The organism is Flavobacterium taihuense, assembly GCF_019351435.1.
Classification (GTDB): Bacteria; Bacteroidota; Bacteroidia; order Flavobacteriales; family Flavobacteriaceae; genus Flavobacterium; species Flavobacterium taihuense.
Genome location: NZ_JAHWYN010000005.1, coordinates 16,934 through 37,106, shown reverse-complemented (window position 1 = coordinate 37,106; position 20,173 = coordinate 16,934). Strand labels below are relative to the sequence as shown.

The following is a 20,173-nucleotide window of genomic DNA, read 5'->3' as shown; positions in this document are numbered from 1 at the left end:
GACCAAACCACTTAACTTAAACAAAACGATTCTAATTATATACTCTAATATAGTCTACCTCCAAAGTAGAGGAAGTGAAATTTGGATCTACAGGCCCTCCCCAACTACCTCCCATTGCTAAATTTACAATTAAGTAAAAGTTTTTATTGAATGGGAATTTATCTGAATTTATAAAAGTGTAAAATGGCTTGTCATCCACAGAAAACTTTATATAACTTGCTGTCCATTCTGCAGTATAAATATGAAATTCGGTATTGTCATTCGGCACGTTTATTATTCCTGTATCCGGAGTATTTCCTGAACGTCCAGGAGAATGCAATGATGAATGATTTACATTCGGCTCCTTTCCAACAGATTCTAAAATATCTATTTCTCCACATGCGGGCCATCCAACACTACCAATATTACTGCCCAGCATCCAGACTGCAGGCCAAGTCCCAACTCCAGTAGGCAGTTTTGCTCTGATTACAACTTTGCCATAAGTAAAATCGAATTTTCCATTAGATTCTAATCTGCCAGAAGTAAAATCACCTTTTCCGTATTTTTCTCTGATGGCTTTTATTTTCAAAACACCTCCTTGAACAATTGTGTTTTCAGGACGATTGGTGTACGATTGAAGTTCGTTGTTAACATTCCCAGGATCCCAAATTTGGAAAGTCCATTTGGAAGCATCTGGGGCACCATCTGCATTAAATTCATCAGACCATACTAATTTTGAACCAACAAAAACTGTTATGGAGAGTGTTTTGCTAACAAATTGTCCCGCATTATAAGCAGACACATATAACACATAAGTATTAGTACCCGATGCATTATAGGTATAAGAAAAGCTTCCATTTGTCACTTCCTTTGTTTCTCCATTGCCAAGGACTATTTTATAGGATGTTGCGTTAGTAGCCGACAGTTTAAAATTCACAACACCGCTTCCGTCTCCATTTGGATTTTGTGCATCTGTACCAACTATTTCAGAAGAAACTTTTAGATTTGTAGGTGATTGATTTACGACAGACTCTTCTGAATTTGACCCACTACAGGAAATTAAAAAAAAGTAATTCAGTACAATCAATAAATTAATTCTGGAGAGATATTTTTTCATTTATGTTTTTTTAAATACAAACTTATTGTGTCATTTTTTAAAAAATAGCCCATAATCAATAGAGAATGGGCCATTCTACCAACTCAAACCTAACTTAAGCTTAACTTATTTTTTCATGAGGACATCATTTACAATGATGGTCTCATTTCTATATTTTGAATTTTGATACCAGCCTTCATGTCTTCTCCTCCACCTCGGATTACTAAATAAGCAACGCCTGTTTTTGTAGCGGTGAATATTCCTAAATTATTTTCTGGTTTACAACCAACAACTGAAATCTTACCAGAAAAAGGAGCTGTTGCACAACCATCCCAAGTACTTAAGGCTCTCAATTTCCCGCCTTCGGAATAATCTGTTCCTGGTACCGGAACTGAGTAGCCACAATACACTTCAAACCAAGTATTACTGCAGCCTGTTGTAGATGAAGTAACCATATCAATCATGTATTTTTTACCTGCTATAACATTAACAGCCTGATACATTCCTTGTCCAGCCCATCCACTTGCAGTTAAGAGAGCATATCCATTTGCAAAAACTAGACTGGCATTCGAAGCAGGATTTGCTATTGTCCATTGTTCCCAATCTGCTGCATCTGCTAGTTTACCACCTTTAAGAAGATTACCAGCCACTGGATCTGGTGTAGCTATAACAATATTTTGAGTAGTAGTATTAACGATACCCCCTCTTCCAATAGCACCATGAGTAATGACATAAGTACCCACATCAGGAAGAAAAATGCTTTCAGTCATTTTACCAATATACATTCCTGCACCATCACCTAAATCCCATTTTGAACCCAATGCATCTTTTGTTTGAGCAACCAATGTAAATCTATTAGCTGAACCATCTACAGGTTGTATTGTAAATGCAGGATCTATATTTTCATCCGACAATCCATTATCTACGATATCTTCAGATTGACAACTTCCTAATGAACTTAATGTTATAATAGCCAACATTAAATAAATACATCTATTTAAAACTATTTTTATATTCATAATATGTTTTTTTTTTAAATATTAATAATTAGGATTTTGAACCAATTTTGTATTTTTTAATTCACCAAAAGGAATTGGGAAAATTTCATTTTTTCCAGCAATAAATCCTCTACTAGCAAGTACTGAAGCCGCTTTACCAGTTCTTACCAAATCATACCAACGGTGACCCTCACCTGCTAATTCCAATCTTCTTTCATTCATAATTGCTGTTTGTGAAACAGGCACAGACGGCAATCCTACTCTAGTTCTTACTGCATCTAAAAGTGCTTGAGCTCTAGCTCCAGTTCCACCCAGAGCTTCTGCCTCCAACAAGTAAGTATCAGCCAAACGAATTGCATAAGTGTCTTGCTTATAATTTAAAGGCTGAGCTCCAGTACCTGTTGTTACATCTGCCTGTCTTGGTAAAAATTTATTTAGAAAATAACCTGTATCCTGATATCCTGCAATGTAAGCATGAGTTGGAGGGTCTTGCGCCTGAGCTTCAGCCTCATAAGGTAGTACATCAAAAACAGTAGCGTTAAAACGAGGGTCTGTTTTAATAAAATTATACAAATCGACCGTAACTGGATTAAAACTCCATCCAGAAGGTAAATCTGGTGCTCCTGTCATTCTGTTATATCCTCTAGGCCCTACCATTACATTCACAGTATTCCCTTCATCTCTTCCAGATCCCCAAAATCCCCAATCCGAATTTCCTTCACTTGTATGTGAAATTTCTAGTATAGACTCTGAATTAAATTTGTTACTTACAACCCATAAATCACTGAATTTTGACAATAATTTATAACCATAAGGACTTGTTGCCCCTGGTGTAGGTCCGTTAACTAATGCCAATTGTGCAGCAGCTTCAGCATTTTTTTTCTCATACAAATACACCTTACCCAACAAAGCTGTTGCAGCACCTTTTGACAAACGACCAGACTCTTTAGAAGTTATTGTTATTGGCAAATTTGGAATTGCCTCAGTTAAATCTTTTTCGATTTGAGCATAAACCTCTGAAGGAGCCGCCTGAGTTACTGTATATACTTCTGAAGTAGTAATAGGAGTTAATATCAATGGTACATTCCCAAACATTCTTACTAAATCAAAATAATAATACGCACGCAGTCCTTTCAATTCCGCAATGTATCTCGTTTTTGTAGCTTCATCCAGTGGAATATCCGGTAATTTTACTAATAAGATATTAGCATTAAAGACCCCTTGGTAAGGAACACTCCAAAAACTACCTGGAATATTGTTTGCATCTAAAGTATATTTTGAGAAAGCTTGTATTCCAGCACCATCTGTTGCTGATCCACCTCCTGCATAATGATCATCAGAACCTGCATTCAACATCGTTATATAATTTTCAAAACCTCCAGAATTTTTTCTGATAGGATCATACGCACTAACAAGAGCTGCATAAGCATCCTCTGGAGTTTTATAGTAATCATCAACAGATACACTCCCTGATTTGTCTACATTCAAAAAGTCTTCGGAACAGGAAACCATTGTAAGTACAATTGCAGTAGCAATTAATATATACTTATTTCTATTTATTTTCATAATTATATTTTTTATTAAAACTGTAAATTAGCACCAAAGATGAAACCTTTAGCTTGAGGATAAAGTCCTTTATCAACACCTGAAATATCACCACCAATTTCTGGATCATATCCCGTGTATTTCGTAAAAGTCAATAAGTTTTGACCCGTAACATACATTCTTATTTTTGTAGCTCCAATTTTACTAATCGCATTTTGTGGCAATGAATACCCTAAAGTCATTAATTTTAGACGCACATAATCACCATTTTCCAAATAGAAATCAGAAGATTTTTCAAAATTTCCATTAGTATCACTGATAGTTAATCGAGGATAATCATTAGATGTTCCTTCTCCTGTCCAACGCCCTAGCGCATCTGTTTGATAATTTGCATTTCCTACATCCAAACGACGAAGTCCTTGAAAGATTTTGTATTTTGAAGCTCCTTGGAAAAATACTTGAAAATCAAACCCTTTATAATCTAGATTAAGTGTTAAACCATAATTATAAGCTGGCAAGGAATTTCCAAGGAAAGTTTTATCGTCATCATTTATTTTTCCATCATGATTATTATCTACCCAACGGAAATCCCCTGGTTTAGCTCCTGGTTGAATTGGTGTTCCAGCCGAACCTGTGTAAGCATTTACTTCTTCCTGTGTCTGGAAAATTCCAGCTGTTTGATAGCCATAGAATGAATTATAAGATTGCCCTACAGCAGTTCTTGTAATATCACCCATTGATTGAAAAGTAGCAGTTCCATTTGATATAAAAGCTTTTCCATTACCTAGGAAAGTTACTTTATTTTCAAGATAGGATATGTTCCCATTTGCCGAAAAATTTAACTCTCCAAATTTATGATGGTATCCCAATTCAAATTCAATCCCTTTGTTTACCATATCAGCAACATTCCCAACAGGGTTTTTTATTGCTCCTACATAACCTGGAATCTCAACTACTTGCAATATATCAGTAGTTTTTTTATTATAAAGACTAAGGCTCAGATTAAAATCATTAAACATTGTAGCATCAAATCCTATATCGGCAGAGGCTGTCGATTCCCATTTCAAGTCAGGATTGGCTGGTGAATCTGGACCATAACCAGAAACAATGCTGCCTGGATTACCCATGTAATAATTACTCCCTCCAATAATATTAGATTCATATCTATTTGATTCAATAGCATCACTACCATTTATCCCATAATTTGCACGTAGTTTGAAGATATTAACAATTGAATTCTCTTTCCAAAATCCTTCTTTAGAAACTACCCAACCTCCAGATACAGAAGGAAAATTACCATACTTGTTATTTCCCCCAAAATTGGTAGAACCATCACGACGAATTACCCCCGTAAGCAAATATTTTTCTTTATAATTATAATTCAAACGGGCAAAATAAGAAACTACACGATGAGGATCATTTGAATAAGCAGATCCCGTTTTTTTACTAGCTGGAATATCCCAGTTAAAAGATGCATCTTGAAAATTGTTCACTGGCAATCCTTGATAAGTTACAGTAGTACCGATGTTATTATTGTCTTCATATACACCTTGTCCTAACAATGCAACAAAATTATGTTCTCCCAATTGTTTTGTATAAGTAAGTGTGTTTTCCACATTCCAACCAAAACTTCTATTATTTGTACGATATAAACTATTCTCTGTAACGTTATTATTAGAGTTTAGGAACGCTTTTGGAGTAAAAGTTTCTTCTCCCCAAGTAGACAACTTGCCACCAAATGAAGCCTTAAAAACCAAATCATTAATAGGTTTAATTTGCAAGTAGGCATTCCCCAATAAATTATCAGACCATCTATAGTTTCCTAATCTAGTTTGGATATAAGCTAATGGGTTTGTTATTTCCTGACCCACTACGCTTGAAATTCCATAAGGGTTTCCGTTTGCATCTCTTACCACTAGATTAGTACTATAGGGTGAAGTATTAGCAACTGTTGGATCTGTAACTACTGTTGGAGTCGTTGGATCCAAATTGATAGCAGAACTCAATGGCCCTCCAAACTCACTATTTGTATTACCAATTCCTTGAGATTTATCATGGGCATAGCCAACAGATTCCCCAATTGTAAAGATTTTTGATATTTTATGAGTAGAGTTCAAGCGCATATTCAATTTTTTGTAATTCGAAATATCCGTTGCAACAATTCCTTCTTGATCTTGATAACCAATAGAACTGTAAAAGCTCGAAACCTCATTTCCCCCACTAAAACTGATCTCATGAGAAGTACGAATAGAACCTTTATTGAAAATAGTAGATTGCCAATCTGTTCCCGTTCCCAAAGCAGCCGGGTTTGGATAAATTAAACCTCCACCTCCGGCAACAGATTTCTCATTCATAATTGTTGCATATTGAGTTGCATTCAATAAGTCTAATTTTTTTGCTGGAGAAAAAGAACCTGCAAAACCAGTATAAGCAACATTAATTTTACCTTGCTTTCCTTTCTTTGTTGTTATCAAAACAACTCCTGAAGCAGAACGAGAACCATAGATAGCCAATGAAGCTGCATCTTTAAGAACCTCAAGAGATTCAATATCCGATTGATTGATTGAACCAATACCACCATTATCAACAATGACACCATCAACAACCCAAAGAGGATTATTTCCTCCTTTGTCACTATTAAAAGTAGTTATACCCCTAACTCTAATTGTTGATGCAGCTCCTGGTTCTCCAGAATTAGCAATAACTGTAACACCCGAAACCCTTCCTTGCAAAACTTGTCCAATACCAGTGTTTGGATTATCTGTCAGAGCTTTTGCCTTAAGACTAGATATGGAACCTGTTACATTAGACCTTTTTTGAGTACCATACCCTACGACTACAACCTCATTTAAGTCTTGTGTTGCAGAATACATTTTTACCTGTAAATCTGTTTGACCGTTAATAGGCATTTGAACCGTTTTATACCCCATAAAACTGATCGCTAAAATTCCATCTTTTGGAGCTTTAATTTGAAACTTACCATCAAAGTCTGTCGCCACTGATGATGATGTTCCTTTTAATACTATGGTTGCCCCTGGAATTGGCAAACCTTTTTCATCAACTACTTTTCCATTTATGGAAGCTTCCTGTGCATACCCATAAACTGAGAATAAGATTGACGAAATACAAAAAATAAATACTTTTAATAATTTCATTTTTCTGATTATTTTGGTTAATTAATTAGTTATTTACTGCAATAGTAAGCCTAAAAATTCTACATCAATAATTTAAAACTACTACAAAAACACATCAAAAACGTTGTAGTGATATTACAAAAACACATCAAAAAAAAATTAAAACATTATTTATCAACAATTTAAAAACAAAAAATTATTACTTAAAAAATTATTAATTAAAAAAAACCACTACAATTGTGATAAATTAGATACTTTAGCTTAAAATACATCAAGAGCTACTAAAATTCAGCTTTAAAACCCGCATACTAACAAAAAAGCATACCAAAAAAAATTGTGTATCCCTATAAAAAAACACACAATTACATACAATCAATAAAGAACAATCCATGAAATTAATTAGACTATTTACGCTATTTGTTTTAATCACTATACCTTCCTGTTTTTTGGGACAGGTAAAAAAAATTGGACTGCCTCATATTAAAAACTATAGTCGCTCTGAGTACAAAGGAGGGACTCAAAACTGGAATATTGATCAAGATAAAAATGGAAATTTATATTTTGGAAACAATGATGGTCTTTTACAATTTGATGGCTCAACATGGAACAAGTACAAAGCAAAAAACTCAAATGCAATCAAATCTTTAAAAGTAGATTCTACAGGAAAAATATACGTAGGTTGTTACAATGAGTTTGGTTATTTCAAAGCCAATTCAAAAGGGAAGCTTGAATACTTTTCTATTGCTGATTTATTAGATAAAAAAACAATAAATACTATTGACTTTATTTGGAAAATACATCTTTTTAAAGACGAAGTTATTTTTCAATCCTTTAATAGAATCTTTATTTATAAGAATAATAAAATTAAAATCATAAATGCCCCTAAAAGATTTCAGTTTTCATTTATTTCCAATTCACGGCTGTATATTCAGGACATTTTTTCTGGAATTATGGAGTACAAAAATGGAAAACTTGTTTACATTAACGGAACTAATAGTTTGAACAATACCGAGGTTTGGGGCATTATTCAATTACAGAAAAATACAACCTTGGCAGCTACTTTAGACAAAGGATTATTTCTACTTATAAATAATGAAGTAGTACCCTGGAATACCGAAGCCAATACATTTATCAAAAAAAATGGCTCTCTGGGATGTATTCTTTACAAAAACAAATACATAGTAATAAATACGGTACTTAATGGAGTTATTGTTTGTGACTTAAATGGAAATATTATACAACACATAAATCGAAGTAAAGGGCTTCAAAACAATACTGTGCTTAGCTCGTTTATTGACAACAGCAATAACCTATGGTTGGGACTGGACAATGGTATTGCTTATGTAAACGAAAATTCATTTTTAACCTATTTCGGATTTAGCTATAATTTAGGAACTGTGTATTCCTCCGTTGTATATAAAGGCTACTTGTATGTTGCCACGAATCAAGGCGTGTTTTATCATCCATGGAATACCGATTTCAAGGAAGGCTCATTTAATCTTGTCGAGGGAACTACTGCGCAAGCTTGGAACGTACAAATAATAAGCGGAGAGTTAATATGTGCCAGCAACAAAGGAGCGTTGGTTATACAGGATGGCAAAATGATTAAAAATATAGACCCTAAAGGCTACTTTGCATTTAAAGCAATCCCTAGGCATTCCCGCTTTTTTATTGGCGCAAATTACAATGGCTTTTCAGTTTTTGAAAAAACTAATTCAGGAATGAAATTCAGGAATAAAATAGAAGGCATCGATAAATCTTCAAATTCATTTGAAATAGATAATGGTTATTTATGGCTAAAAAAAGATGCCTATATTTATCAAATCACTATAAGCGATGATTTGAAAAAAGCAAAGTCCATAAAAATATTCTCACGCTTTTCAGAAGATAACCTAGGTATTGGAAGCCTTCAAAAAATAAATAGCAAAATTTATTTTCAATCCAATAATATATTTTACACCTACTCTACAACTCAATCAACATTTATAGAAAATCCGGCCTTAACCCATATATTCAAGACAATTCCAAAAATAAAGGAATTAACGCAAGACACTAATGGAAACCTTTGGTACATCTTTAATGAATCTATGGGAGCATTAATGAAAACAGGAAGCAACAAATACAAACATGTCGTAGCTCCGCTATCTAACTTGACCGGAAATCTAGTAGCAAATTACATGTCGATAAACACAATCGATTCCAAAAACACTTTCATCGGACTAACTGATGGACTGGCCCACTATGACTCCACCATCGAAAATAGATCTCTTTCTAAACCAAAAGTCCTCATAAGAAGTTTTTCCTTTCCGGGAGATACCATACATCTGGGTAATAGTCAGAATATAAATGAGGAGTATAAATTACCTTATGCATCAAATCAAGTAAAATTTACATTCTCTTCTCCTTCGTATGAAAATCTTGAAAACCTAGAATTCTCATATCAGCTGGAAGGCTTTGAAGAAAATTGGAGCGCATGGTCTATTAGCTCCATAAAAGAATATACCAATCTAAAAGAAGGTAATTACACAATGAAAGTAAGAGCGAGAAACAGTTCAGGAATTGAATCAGACGAGACTTCAATTGCCTTCAGAATCTATCCTCCTTGGTACAGACATTCATTAGCGTACTTGTTCTACCTATTATTAGTCGCAGTATTTGTGTATTATATCCGATTGCGAATAAAAATAAAAATCAGAAAAAATAAGCATTTTGAAACACTTGAACAACGAAGGTTGTATTTAGAAAAAGAAACTAAAATTAGACAGGAACAATATGAACTTGAAAAAGAGATTGAAAAATTAGAAAATGAAAAACTGCAAATAAAAATCCTTTCTAAAGACAAAGAATTAGTAAACAACACTTTGCAGGTAGTAAAAAAGAATAAAATATTAAACGGAATTATCCATAAATTAAAAGATATCAATAGCAATTCATTTGATGAAGCTACGAAAGTACAATTCACTAAATTAAACAGAAGTATTACCAAAGAAGTGCATACTGACAAGAGCTGGAAAGACCTTGAAAAACACCTAAAGAACGTACATTTTGATTTTCTGAAAAAATTAAAAGAAAAACACCCCACAATTTCACCCAGAGAAATGGATCTTTCCACTTATTTATTAATGAATATGTCTACCAAAGAAATTGCCGAATTTATGAATATATCAACAGGAGGCGTAGAACTAGCCCGGTATCGATTAAGAAAAAAATTAGAATTAAATAAAAAAGAAAATTTAATTGGGTACTTGATGAGTATTAAATAAAATAGCTCCTTCAGAAATACTGAAGGAGCTATCAAATTCCAAAGAATTTATTTTATAAATTCCAAAGTTCGTTCTAAAGCCATACCTCTAGATCCTTTAATAAGAATCATGTTTTTTTCAAATTTTTCATTTTTAATAGAAGCTGAAAAAGCATCAAAACTTTCAAAGAAAAAGAAGTTTGCTCTTGCTTTTTTATTTTGATAAAAATCTTTACCAATAAAATAACAGGCAATATCATTTTCATTGATCAATAAATCTACAATCCCTTTGTGTTCCATCAAACTTTCCTCACCTAACTCAAACATATCACCCAAGAAAACAATTTTGTTTTTCTTATCTAAAAGAATAAAATTTTCGATAGCCACTTTCATACTGCTAGGATTGGCATTGTAAGCATCCAGAATAATTTCGTTCGTTCTTATTGTCATTAATTGAGACCTATTATTTTCAGGAACATAGCTTTCTAATGCTTGTTTAATGGCAAGTTCTTCCACACCAAAAAAAGTTCCCATTGCGATTGCAGCATTAATATTATTGGCATTATACAAACCTATCAAATGAGTGGAAATACGAACCTGAGAATAAGATATAACAACAAAAGGGTCAGCTTCTATTTTATTTATATTGACATTGGCCCCAATTTTATTTACTCCAAAAGAAAACGATTTTATACTTGCTGTCTTTTCAACTTGAATAGGATCTTCAAGATTTACAAAAACTAATTTCTCATTATTTGAAAGATAGTGATACATTTCGCTCTTACCTTCTATAACACCTTTAATTCCTCCAAAACCTTCAAGATGTGCCTTCCCAAAATTAGTGATATATCCATAATCCGGTTGTGCGATTTCACAAAGAAATGCGATCTCTTTTTTGTGATTAGCACCCATTTCCACAATTCCTATTTCAGTTTGCTCATCAAAAGACAATAGTGTCAACGGAACACCTATATGGTTGTTTAAATTTCCAATGGTAGCTTTCGTTTTGAATTTTTCCGAAAGTACCACATTGATTAACTCCTTTGTTGTTGTTTTTCCATTACTCCCAGTTAGGGCAATAATAGGAAGTTTCAAAAAGCTTCTGTGAAATTTGGCTAATTCCTGCAAGGCAACTAAACTATCGTGGACCAAAATAGTTCTGTCATCGATATAATATTCCTTGTTGTCAATAATTACATAAGATGCTCCTTTATCCAATGCTTCTTTGGCAAAAGTATTTGCATCAAAATTATCACCTTTTATTGCTACAAAAAATGAGTTAGCCTCAATTTTACGAGTATCTATTGAAACCGAATTGCATTTCAAAAACAAACTATGAACGTATCGAATATCCATAATAAATATAGTTTAAAAAATAAAAGCCCTAATGAAAGGGCTTTTTATTTGTATGGTTTAAAAAATCTAATTTCTTGGTGATCTTTTAGTATTTGATTTAGAACCAACTCTAGACATTGCACATCTGAATCCAATGTAGTCAGTTGCCATATCTTGAGGAAAGAATCTTCTTTGCGCAGGATCCAACCAGTAAGCTCTGTCTCTCCATGAACCTCCTTTGTATACACGAACAGCGTCATTTATCATAGTAGTTCTTTTGCTAGACTTGTCGTATTTTCTTTCCATGTTCCCTAAGCTGTCAATTTTGACATTGTGAACAGGAGCGTTATACATAACTTCTTTTTCCGAAGTTTTACCTTTTTCAGCATCAGATCCTCCAAATTTATAATACTTACTAGACTGCTTATCGCCATCTCGATAGTTGATATTGTCACTTGTACTAAAATTTTGTCTCAAATAAGTCTCATTTTCATCTACCGGAACTTGAGCTATTTCACCGGCTAGGTATTTAGGAACTAACTTACCATTACTTAAAGTATCATAAACGATGTCTTTATTAGTTATGATTTCAATTTTTCCGTCTTTTCCAATTTTATTTTTAGTGTAAACGTTACCTCTAAAGTAGTTAAAATCATTTGTTTCAACATCAACAATAGGTCTGTAAACATCTGCAACCCACTCAGATACGTTGCCTGCCATATCATAAAGACCAAAATCATTTGCTGGATAGCTTTTTACAGCATTAGTGATATCAGCACCATCATCTGACCAACCTGCAATTCCGCCATAATCTCCATTACCTTGTTTAAAGTTGGCTAACTGAAAACCTTTATTCGATCTTTTTCCAGAACGAGTATAACTTCCTGACCAAGGATATTTCTTTTGCCCTTTATAAATATTGTATTCTCTTTGACCTACATCTGCTGCAGCGGCGTATTCCCACTCAGATTCAGTAGGAAGTCTGTATTCTGGCAATAAAATCCCAGAAGATCTTTGCGCGTACACATTTTTCTCTTCAATAACTTTTCCGTCTTTTCCTGGTTTTGGCCCTTTTTTAGATGCCCCTTTTCCTTTTAGAAGAATTTCTTCATTTCCTCCATAAGTCATTGTAGGTGCTGCTAAATATGTTTCAGTATTAAAATTACTTTCGGCAGAAACATCAAGTGATTTAGCATTTTTCTTTAGATATCCATTTTTTTCCAAAACAGCTTCATTTACACGATCAGTTCTCCATTTACTGAATTCAACTGCTTGAACCCAATTAACCCCAACCACTGGATAGTTGGCATATGCTGGATGTCTCAAATAATTATTGGTCATAGTCTCATTATAACCTAATCTATTTCTCCAAACTAGAGTGTCGGGCGAAGCTCCTTCATAAATGTTTTTATAATTTTCTTCAGTTGGAGGATATACTTTTTTTAACCATTCAAGATACTCAAGGTACATTAAATTGGTAACTTCAGTCTCATCCATATAGAAAGACATAACATGTTGCTGATTTGGCACATTATTCCAATCATGCATTACATCATCTTGAACTAATCCTTTAGTAAAAGTTCCTCCTTCTACAAATACCAATCCTGGCCCTGTCTCTTGCGTTTTATGAGTTGATCCTTTTGCAAAACCTCCTTTAGAACTGCTTACATTCCATCCTGTGCCCCTCGAAGCGCTATCGGATTTAGATTTTTTGCTACAACTAGCTAGTCCCAATATTAATGCTAATGACAACATTATTTTTAAGGGGATAGTTTTATTTACTTTCATAGTTTCTAGTAGGTGATTATTAAAATTTAGGTCGTGCAATGTAATAATTAAAGATTAAATCACAAAACCCTTTCCAACTTAATTTTTAACGTTTTTTTTAGATATTATAAAAACGCAAAAATATATTTTTTATTACACAAAACAAGAAAAAAGACTTTTAATATTTTTTATATACTTTTAGCAAATATTTACACTACATAGCATTATCATTTTCCATGAGAAATATACTTCTATACTTTATTGTACTCTTTCCAATTTTAACTTTTTCACAAATAAAAGGAGGTATTACTTTAGATTGGATTGAAAATGGCGGAATTTCTTCTGGAAACCCAAAACTACAAATTCCTTTTTTTAAAGGAAATAGCTATTTTTATGACTCTTACCAACGCTCTCTATATTGCAATATAAATTTGAACACCTCCAATGAACTTGATGAAAAAAGCCTTCAAATCACTAATGTAATTTATGAGCCTCTTTCAATGTCTGAATTTGGAAATTTAAATCCAGCTACCATCCCTTCCACAATAAAAGCAACTCTTTATGCTACAAAGTCAAGAAATAGCATTCAAAATTTCCTTAAAATCACTCCCATAATAAAAGACAACTCAGGGTACAAAAGATTAAAATCCTTTTTTTATGCAGTAAATAATGGATCTACAAAAAAAAATACTTCCATTAAGAACAAAGCTTCTATTGGCAATTCTGTTTTAGCCTCGGGCGATTGGTATCGATTTTACATTGAAAAATCAGGAGTATACAAAATTTCAAAAGAATTTTTAAAAGAATTAGGATTAAACTTAAATGGTGTTAACCCTAAGAAAATAAAAATTTATGGTAATGGTGGAGAAATGCTTCCACTTGCCAATACTGCATTCCACCCAAACGACTTAACCGAAAATGCAATACAAATTCAAGGTGAAAGTGATGGCGTTTTTAACGATGATGATTATATACTGTTCTATGGAAAAGGTGTTTTTAATTGGAATGATGAAAGTCTAACCAATCTTAACCTATACGATACAAAGTCTTATTACTACATAACAATAGATGGAGATGATGGCAAAAGAATTTCAAACACCTCACAACCTATTTCACCTAGCACTTTAAACATAAACACATATGATGAATATCAATTTCATGAAGTAGATCTAAAAAACATAGCTCAGGTAGGCCGTCAGTGGGTTGGCGAATCTTTTGAAATTAATCAAGACCACGAATTTTTCTTTAATTTTCCCAATATAGACACTACTATTCCTGTGATTTTAAACATCTCTTTGGCTGCAGCTGCCTATACTCCCACTTCTTTTATTGTTACCGCCAATGGACTTAATGTTGGAACCGTTTTATTTCCAGCTTTAAATACCAGTTCTGATATACAATATTTTAACGAAACACTTCCTAACAACACATCTTTTCCAGCTACTCCAGATATAAAAATCAAATTATCCTATAACAATAATGGGATTCCTGGTTCTAAAGGTTTTTTAGATTATATTCGCTTAAAAGCAAAGTGTAAATTGCAAGGATTTGGAAAACAATTTCAGTTTCAATATGATTTATCAAGTTCAAGCACAGGTATTGTTTCTTACAATTTTTCAAACGCAACTTCTATTTCTCAAATATGGGACATAACCGATATTTATAATGTTTACAAAATAGAGAATACAAACCAAAGTGTTTTTTCATTCAAAGCTAATCTTGGAGAGCTAAAAAAATACATCGCAATTGACCCAAATGATTACTATACTCCATTAAGGGAAAGCAGATCAAAAATATCAAATACAAATATTAAAGGTACTGTTTTTAAAAACCCACAAGGGCAGTTCCAAGATGTTGATTATGTAATTATTACTCCTGAATTTTTAAGAATTCAAGCAGAGAAATTAGCAAGTTTTCATCAAAAAAAGTCTAATTTAAATGTAAAGGTTCTCACACTCGAATCGATTTACCAAGAATTCTCATCAGGAAAACAAGATATAGCAGCTATACGAAATTGCATTAAATACATTTATGAGAATCCATCTTCTACAGAAAAAAAACTGCGATATGTAAATCTTTTTGGCGACGCTTCCTTCGATTATAAAAACAGAATTACAAACAACTCAAATATTGTACCAATATATGAATCCTTAATTAGCAATACTATTGGAGAAGCCTCTTTTGCTTCTGATGACTTTTATGGACTAATGGATGATTCCGAAGGAAATGTCACTACTTATTACGGAGGAATTGACATTGCTGTTGGCAGAATGCTAGTTAACACAACTCTGCAAGCCGATGAGATGGTTAATAAAGTTATTGAATATTACGATAAAAAATCATACGGTAACTGGAGAACCCATTATGTTGCACTTGCAGATGACTCCGATAAAATTACTGACAACACTTTACAATCGAGACAAAACGCACTTGCGGATGAAATTAGAGATCAAAAACCTTTTTTGAATGTATCCAAAATATTTTTAGACTCCTACACTCAAGAAGCTTCAGCTGGAGGCGAAAGATACCCTAAAGCAAAATCTGATTTTTATAATGAATTCGAAAAAGGAGCTTTAGTTTTTAATTATTTGGGACACGGAGGAGAAGATGGTTTGTCAAGCGAGAGACTTTGGGATAAATCAGACAGTCAAAACGTAAACAATCAATACAAATATCCTTTATTTATAACTATCACCTGTGAATTTTCCCGTTTTGACAACCCTACAAGACCTACAGCAGGTGAATATATTTATTGGAATACAAAAGGAGGTGCTATTTCTCTAGTATCAACAATTAGGTCAATTTCGCAATTTAGCGCCGAAAACTTTAATGATGTTTTTGCTAAAAATCTCCTATCCTATGGCTCTAATCAATACGTTTCCATCGCCGAAGCTTTGAGAATATCAAAAAATGAAAATCCAAATTCAGCAACTAACGTAGTCCTTTATATAGGTGATCCAGCTATATTTCTTGCAATTCCTAAACCAAAAGTCATCATTACTAAAGTGAATGATATACCCATAAACCAAACAATACCTGATTTTAAGTCATTGGCAAAAATGAAAGTAACAGGAGAGATAACCGACGAAAATAACATTTCAATAACAAATTTCAATGGTGTCTTATCGACTATATTATTTGATAAAACAACAACAAAAAACACCTTAAATAATGATGGTTATAGTCCTTCAATGAGTTTTAAAACATTAGGAGAAGCAATTTTTAGAGGAAATGCATCTGTCACAAATGGACAATTCGAATATAATTTTATTGTTCCTAAAGATATTCGTATACCATTAGACAACGGGAAATTAAGTTTTTATGCCAAAAAAAATGAATTACTAGAAGATGTATGGGGTTATGACACTACTATAAAAGTTGGAGGAGTAAATGAAAATGCTGTTGCAGACAATAATAATCCAAAAGTAAAGTTATATATGAATGATGAAACTTTTGTTTCTGGTGGCATTACAAATGAATCTCCAATTTTTATTGCCTATATGGAGGATGAAAGTGGCATAAATACTGCCGCAGGAATAGGTCATGATATTACAGCTGTTTTGGATGGTGATATAAGTAATCCAATCGTCTTAAATGACTATTATCAGACAGAAATAGATAATTACACAAAAGGCAACTTGCATTTTCCTTTTAGAAATTTAAAAGTGGGACTGCATACAATCACTTTTACTGTTTGGGACGTGTATAACAATCCGACAACAAGTGAAATACAATTTTTAGTAGTTGGAAACGAAACGGTAACTTTAACAAATGTATTAAACTATCCAAATCCCTGTGTAAATTATACTGAGTTTTGGTTCACACATAATAAGCCAAATGAACCATTAGAGGTTCAAGTTCAAGTATTGACAATTACAGGAAAAGTGGTATGGACAAAAAATCAAACCATTACAACATCAGGTTTTTTGTCCCGAGATATTTCTTGGAATACGCGAGATGATTTTGGTAATAAAATTGGAAAGGGAGTTTATGTTTATAAACTCACCGTAAAAGCAACTCTATCAAATAAGAGAGTTGAAAAAATTGAAAAGCTTGTAATTCTTTAATATTATAGTATATTTACCTTAAATTAATTTTTTTTTAAATAATGAAAAGAGCGACTCTACTAATAACTTTTTTATATACATTTAACTTTATTCATGCTCAAGAAAATGTAATTACTACTGCAGTCCCCTTTCTTTTAGTAGCTGGGGATGCTAGATCTGCAGGTATGGGAGATAACGGAGTTGCCACATCAACAGATGGATTTTCTCAACAATGGAATCCCTCAAAATATGCTTTTGCAACAGATCAACACGGGTTTGCAGTAAGTTACACACCTTATTTAACTGATTTAGTAAATGATATTTCATTGGCCCAATTAAACTATTATAATAAATATAGTGACAAAAGCGCTTTTGCTGCAAGTTTTCGCTATTTTGGTTTAGGAGACATTGAATTAAGACAAGATTTTGATAGCCAACCAATTACAGTATCCCCAAATGAATTTGCTTTAGACTTATCCTATTCATTAAAACTAAGTGAAAAATTCTCCATGGCAGTTGCAGGTCGTTTCATAAATTCGAACCTTAAAGTAGCTACTGAAAATAATGATGCCTCATCTTCAAATAGTTTTGCAGTAGATGTTGCTGGTTTTTATCAATCAGAAGAAATCGCATATAGCGATTTCAATGGCAGATGGAGAGCCGGCTTTAATTTTCAGAATATGGGACCCAAGATGAGCTATGATAATGATGATCTAAATAATAATTTCTTACCAGCCAACATGAGACTAGGAGGTGGATTTGACTTTATATTAGACGAATACAATAAGGTGTCTGTTAATTTAGAAGCAACCAAATTAATGGTTCCTACTCCTCAATATCCAGAAGATTTAAATGGTGACGGAATAATAGATGAAGCAGAAAAACAACAAAACAGTGATAACTATCAATCGATAGGGTGGTTTTCTGGAATATTTCAATCATTTACTGATGCTCCAGGTGGATTTAGTGAAGAACTAAAAGAAGTTACCTATTCAATAGGATCGGAATATGTATATCAAGATGCATTTTCATTCCGAGCTGGGTATTTTCATGAAAATCCAGATAAAGGAGCTAGAGAGTTTTTCTCCCTTGGTGCGGGTTTCAAATACACCTCCGTTAAAATAGATGTTTCCTACTTATTTTCGGCTTCTAAAGTACAAAACCCTCTTGAAAACACTTTGCGCTTCTCTTTAACATTTAATTTTGGAGAAAAATACGAAACGTTTTAGTTTTTCCTGATTCTTACAAAACAAAAATCCAAACTTCATTATTTTGAAATTGGATTTTTTTCTTTTTAACAAATTACCTAATCAAAAAAATCAGTCTATAAAAACAAAATAGATCAAAATAACTACAAAAAATATTTTAAAAAAGCAGTCACTTATGCAAGACATAACAATCACTTCACAAATAAATGTTTTTGAAAAAATCCAAGAACTACCTTCTGATATTCAGTATTTAATGGGAAAAGCTATTGAAGTTAGAAAAAATGCCTATGCCCCATATTCGAAATTCAGAGTAGGAGCAGCTATTCTTCTAGACAATGGTGAAATTGTTATTGGATCCAATCAAGAAAACGCAGCGTATCCTTCGGGTCTTTGTGCAGAAAGGGTTGCCATATTTCATGCGGGCGCTGTTTATCCAGAAGCAACCATTTTAAAAATAGCAATCACCGCCGCATCAGAGAGCAATAAAACGGTCACCCCTATTCCACCATGTGGATCTTGCAGACAATCCATCGCTGAATATGAGATTCGACAAAAAACCCCCATAGAAATCTATTTTATGGGCGAAACAGGTGCAATTCACAAATCAGCATCCCTAAAAAATCTCCTCCCTTTTATGTTTGACAAAAGTTTACTTTAAAAAAAAACTAAAAATTAGCTTTTAAATTTTAGTTCTTAGTAGGAATGTCTTATTTTTGCAACCCGACCCCTTCGGGGCGCAAATTTGTGGTGAGGAAACTATTTTGCGTTACTAGGTCATAATTGATAATACAATAACACTTAAGCAAAAGAATTATTTCAGATGAAAGAAGTTACAAAAGAAGTTTATTTAAAGTGGTATGAAGACATGTTACTTTGGAGAAAGTTTGAAGACAAACTTGCGGCATTATACATTCAACAAAAAGTCAGAGGCTTTCTACACTTATATAATGGTCAAGAAGCGGTATTAGCAGGAGCTTTACATGCAATGGATTTGACAAAAGACAAAATGATTACTGCCTATAGAAATCACGTTCAACCAATTGGTATGGGTGTAGATCCAAGGCGCGTAATGGCAGAACTTTTAGGGAAAGCAACTGGAACTTCAAAAGGAATGGGTGGGTCAATGCATATTTTTTCCAAAGAACATCGTTTTTATGGTGGACACGGAATTGTAGGTGGCCAAATTCCATTGGGAGCTGGTTTAGCTTTTGGAGACAAATACAATGGGACAGGCGGAGTTACTATGACCTATTTTGGTGATGGTGCAGCCCGTCAAGGTTCATTGCACGAAGCTTTCAATATGGCTATGTTGTGGAAACTACCTGTTGTTTTTATTGTTGAAAACAACGGATATGCCATGGGAACTTCAGTTGAAAGAACTGCAAATCATACTGATATTTGGAAATTAGGTTTAGGATATGAAATGCCTTGTGGCCCAGTTGACGGAATGAATCCTGTAAAAGTTGCCGAAGCAATGACCGAAGCAATAGACAGAGCAAGACGTGGTGACGGACCAACATTCCTTGAAATGAAAACCTACCGTTACAGAGGACACTCTATGTCTGATGCACAATTGTACCGTTCTAAAGAGGAGGTTGAAGAATACAAAAAAATAGATCCAATCACCCAAGTTTTGGATGTGATTTTAGATCAAAAATACGCTACAGAAGACGAAATCGAAGTAATTGATCAAAGAGTAAAAGATAGAGTTGAAGAATGTGTTCAATTTGCTGAAGAATCTCCATATCCTGAAATTCAACAATTATACGACGTAGTGTACGACCAAGAAAACTATCCATTCACACCTCATAAATTATAAATCAA

General features: G+C 33.4%; 11 protein-coding genes. 5 read left to right on the top strand and 6 right to left on the bottom strand.

Annotated features, from left to right (window positions below):
- Positions 1-31: 31 nt before the first annotated feature.
- The 4 genes from KZH69_RS06790 to KZH69_RS06775 form a co-directional block, all read right to left on the bottom strand.
- Complete coding sequence (locus tag KZH69_RS06790) at positions 32-1,096, bottom strand: glycoside hydrolase family 16 protein (RefSeq protein ID WP_219316702.1); 1,065 nt, start codon at positions 1,094-1,096, stop codon at positions 32-34.
- 128 nt (positions 1,097-1,224) lie between these two features.
- Positions 1,225-2,094 carry a hypothetical protein gene (locus KZH69_RS06785; protein WP_219316701.1) on the bottom strand — a complete coding sequence of 290 codons (870 nt, stop codon included), beginning with the start codon at positions 2,092-2,094 and terminating at the stop codon, positions 1,225-1,227.
- A gap of 21 nt (positions 2,095-2,115) precedes the next feature.
- Positions 2,116-3,639 (bottom strand): RagB/SusD family nutrient uptake outer membrane protein, encoded by a 1,524-nt coding sequence (locus KZH69_RS06780; RefSeq protein ID WP_219316700.1) that lies wholly within the window; start codon positions 3,637-3,639, stop codon positions 2,116-2,118.
- Positions 3,640-3,653: 14 nt separating this feature from the next.
- Positions 3,654-6,773: a SusC/RagA family TonB-linked outer membrane protein gene (locus KZH69_RS06775; protein ID WP_219316699.1), complete on the bottom strand. Its 3,120-nt coding sequence runs from the start codon at positions 6,771-6,773 to the stop codon at positions 3,654-3,656.
- 368 nt (positions 6,774-7,141) lie between these two features.
- On the opposite strand from KZH69_RS06775, the gene KZH69_RS06770 reads away from it, so the two are divergent.
- Positions 7,142-10,015, top strand: a complete 2,874-nt coding sequence (locus tag KZH69_RS06770; RefSeq protein ID WP_219316698.1) for a triple tyrosine motif-containing protein — start codon at positions 7,142-7,144, stop codon at positions 10,013-10,015.
- A gap of 47 nt (positions 10,016-10,062) precedes the next feature.
- Here the strand turns inward: KZH69_RS06770 and KZH69_RS06765 are convergent, their stop codons facing one another.
- Together KZH69_RS06765 and gldJ are read right to left on the bottom strand one after the other, a co-directional pair.
- Complete coding sequence (locus KZH69_RS06765; RefSeq protein ID WP_219316697.1) at positions 10,063-11,349, bottom strand: UDP-N-acetylmuramoyl-tripeptide--D-alanyl-D-alanine ligase; 1,287 nt, start codon at positions 11,347-11,349, stop codon at positions 10,063-10,065.
- Positions 11,350-11,415: 66 nt separating this feature from the next.
- Positions 11,416-13,116: a gliding motility lipoprotein GldJ gene (gldJ, locus tag KZH69_RS06760; RefSeq protein WP_219316696.1), complete on the bottom strand. Its 1,701-nt coding sequence runs from the start codon at positions 13,114-13,116 to the stop codon at positions 11,416-11,418.
- Positions 13,117-13,331: 215 nt separating this feature from the next.
- Here gldJ and porU point away from each other — a divergent pair, with 215 nt between their 5' ends.
- The 4 genes from porU (at position 13,332) to pdhA (ending at position 20,168) form a co-directional block, all read left to right on the top strand.
- Complete coding sequence (gene porU / locus KZH69_RS06755; RefSeq protein ID WP_219316695.1) at positions 13,332-17,162, top strand: type IX secretion system sortase PorU; 3,831 nt, start codon at positions 13,332-13,334, stop codon at positions 17,160-17,162.
- Positions 17,163-17,203: 41 nt separating this feature from the next.
- Positions 17,204-18,370 carry a type IX secretion system outer membrane channel protein PorV gene (porV, locus tag KZH69_RS06750; RefSeq protein ID WP_219316694.1) on the top strand — a complete coding sequence of 389 codons (1,167 nt, stop codon included), beginning with the start codon at positions 17,204-17,206 and terminating at the stop codon, positions 18,368-18,370.
- 133 nt (positions 18,371-18,503) lie between these two features.
- On the top strand, positions 18,504-19,007 hold the full coding sequence (gene cdd / locus KZH69_RS06745; RefSeq protein ID WP_369410647.1) for a cytidine deaminase: 504 nt from the start codon (positions 18,504-18,506) through the stop codon (positions 19,005-19,007).
- A gap of 162 nt (positions 19,008-19,169) precedes the next feature.
- Positions 19,170-20,168, top strand: coding sequence for a pyruvate dehydrogenase (acetyl-transferring) E1 component subunit alpha (gene pdhA, locus KZH69_RS06740; RefSeq protein ID WP_219316692.1), 999 nt, complete (start codon positions 19,170-19,172; stop codon positions 20,166-20,168).
- The last annotated feature ends 5 nt before the right edge of the window (positions 20,169-20,173 follow it).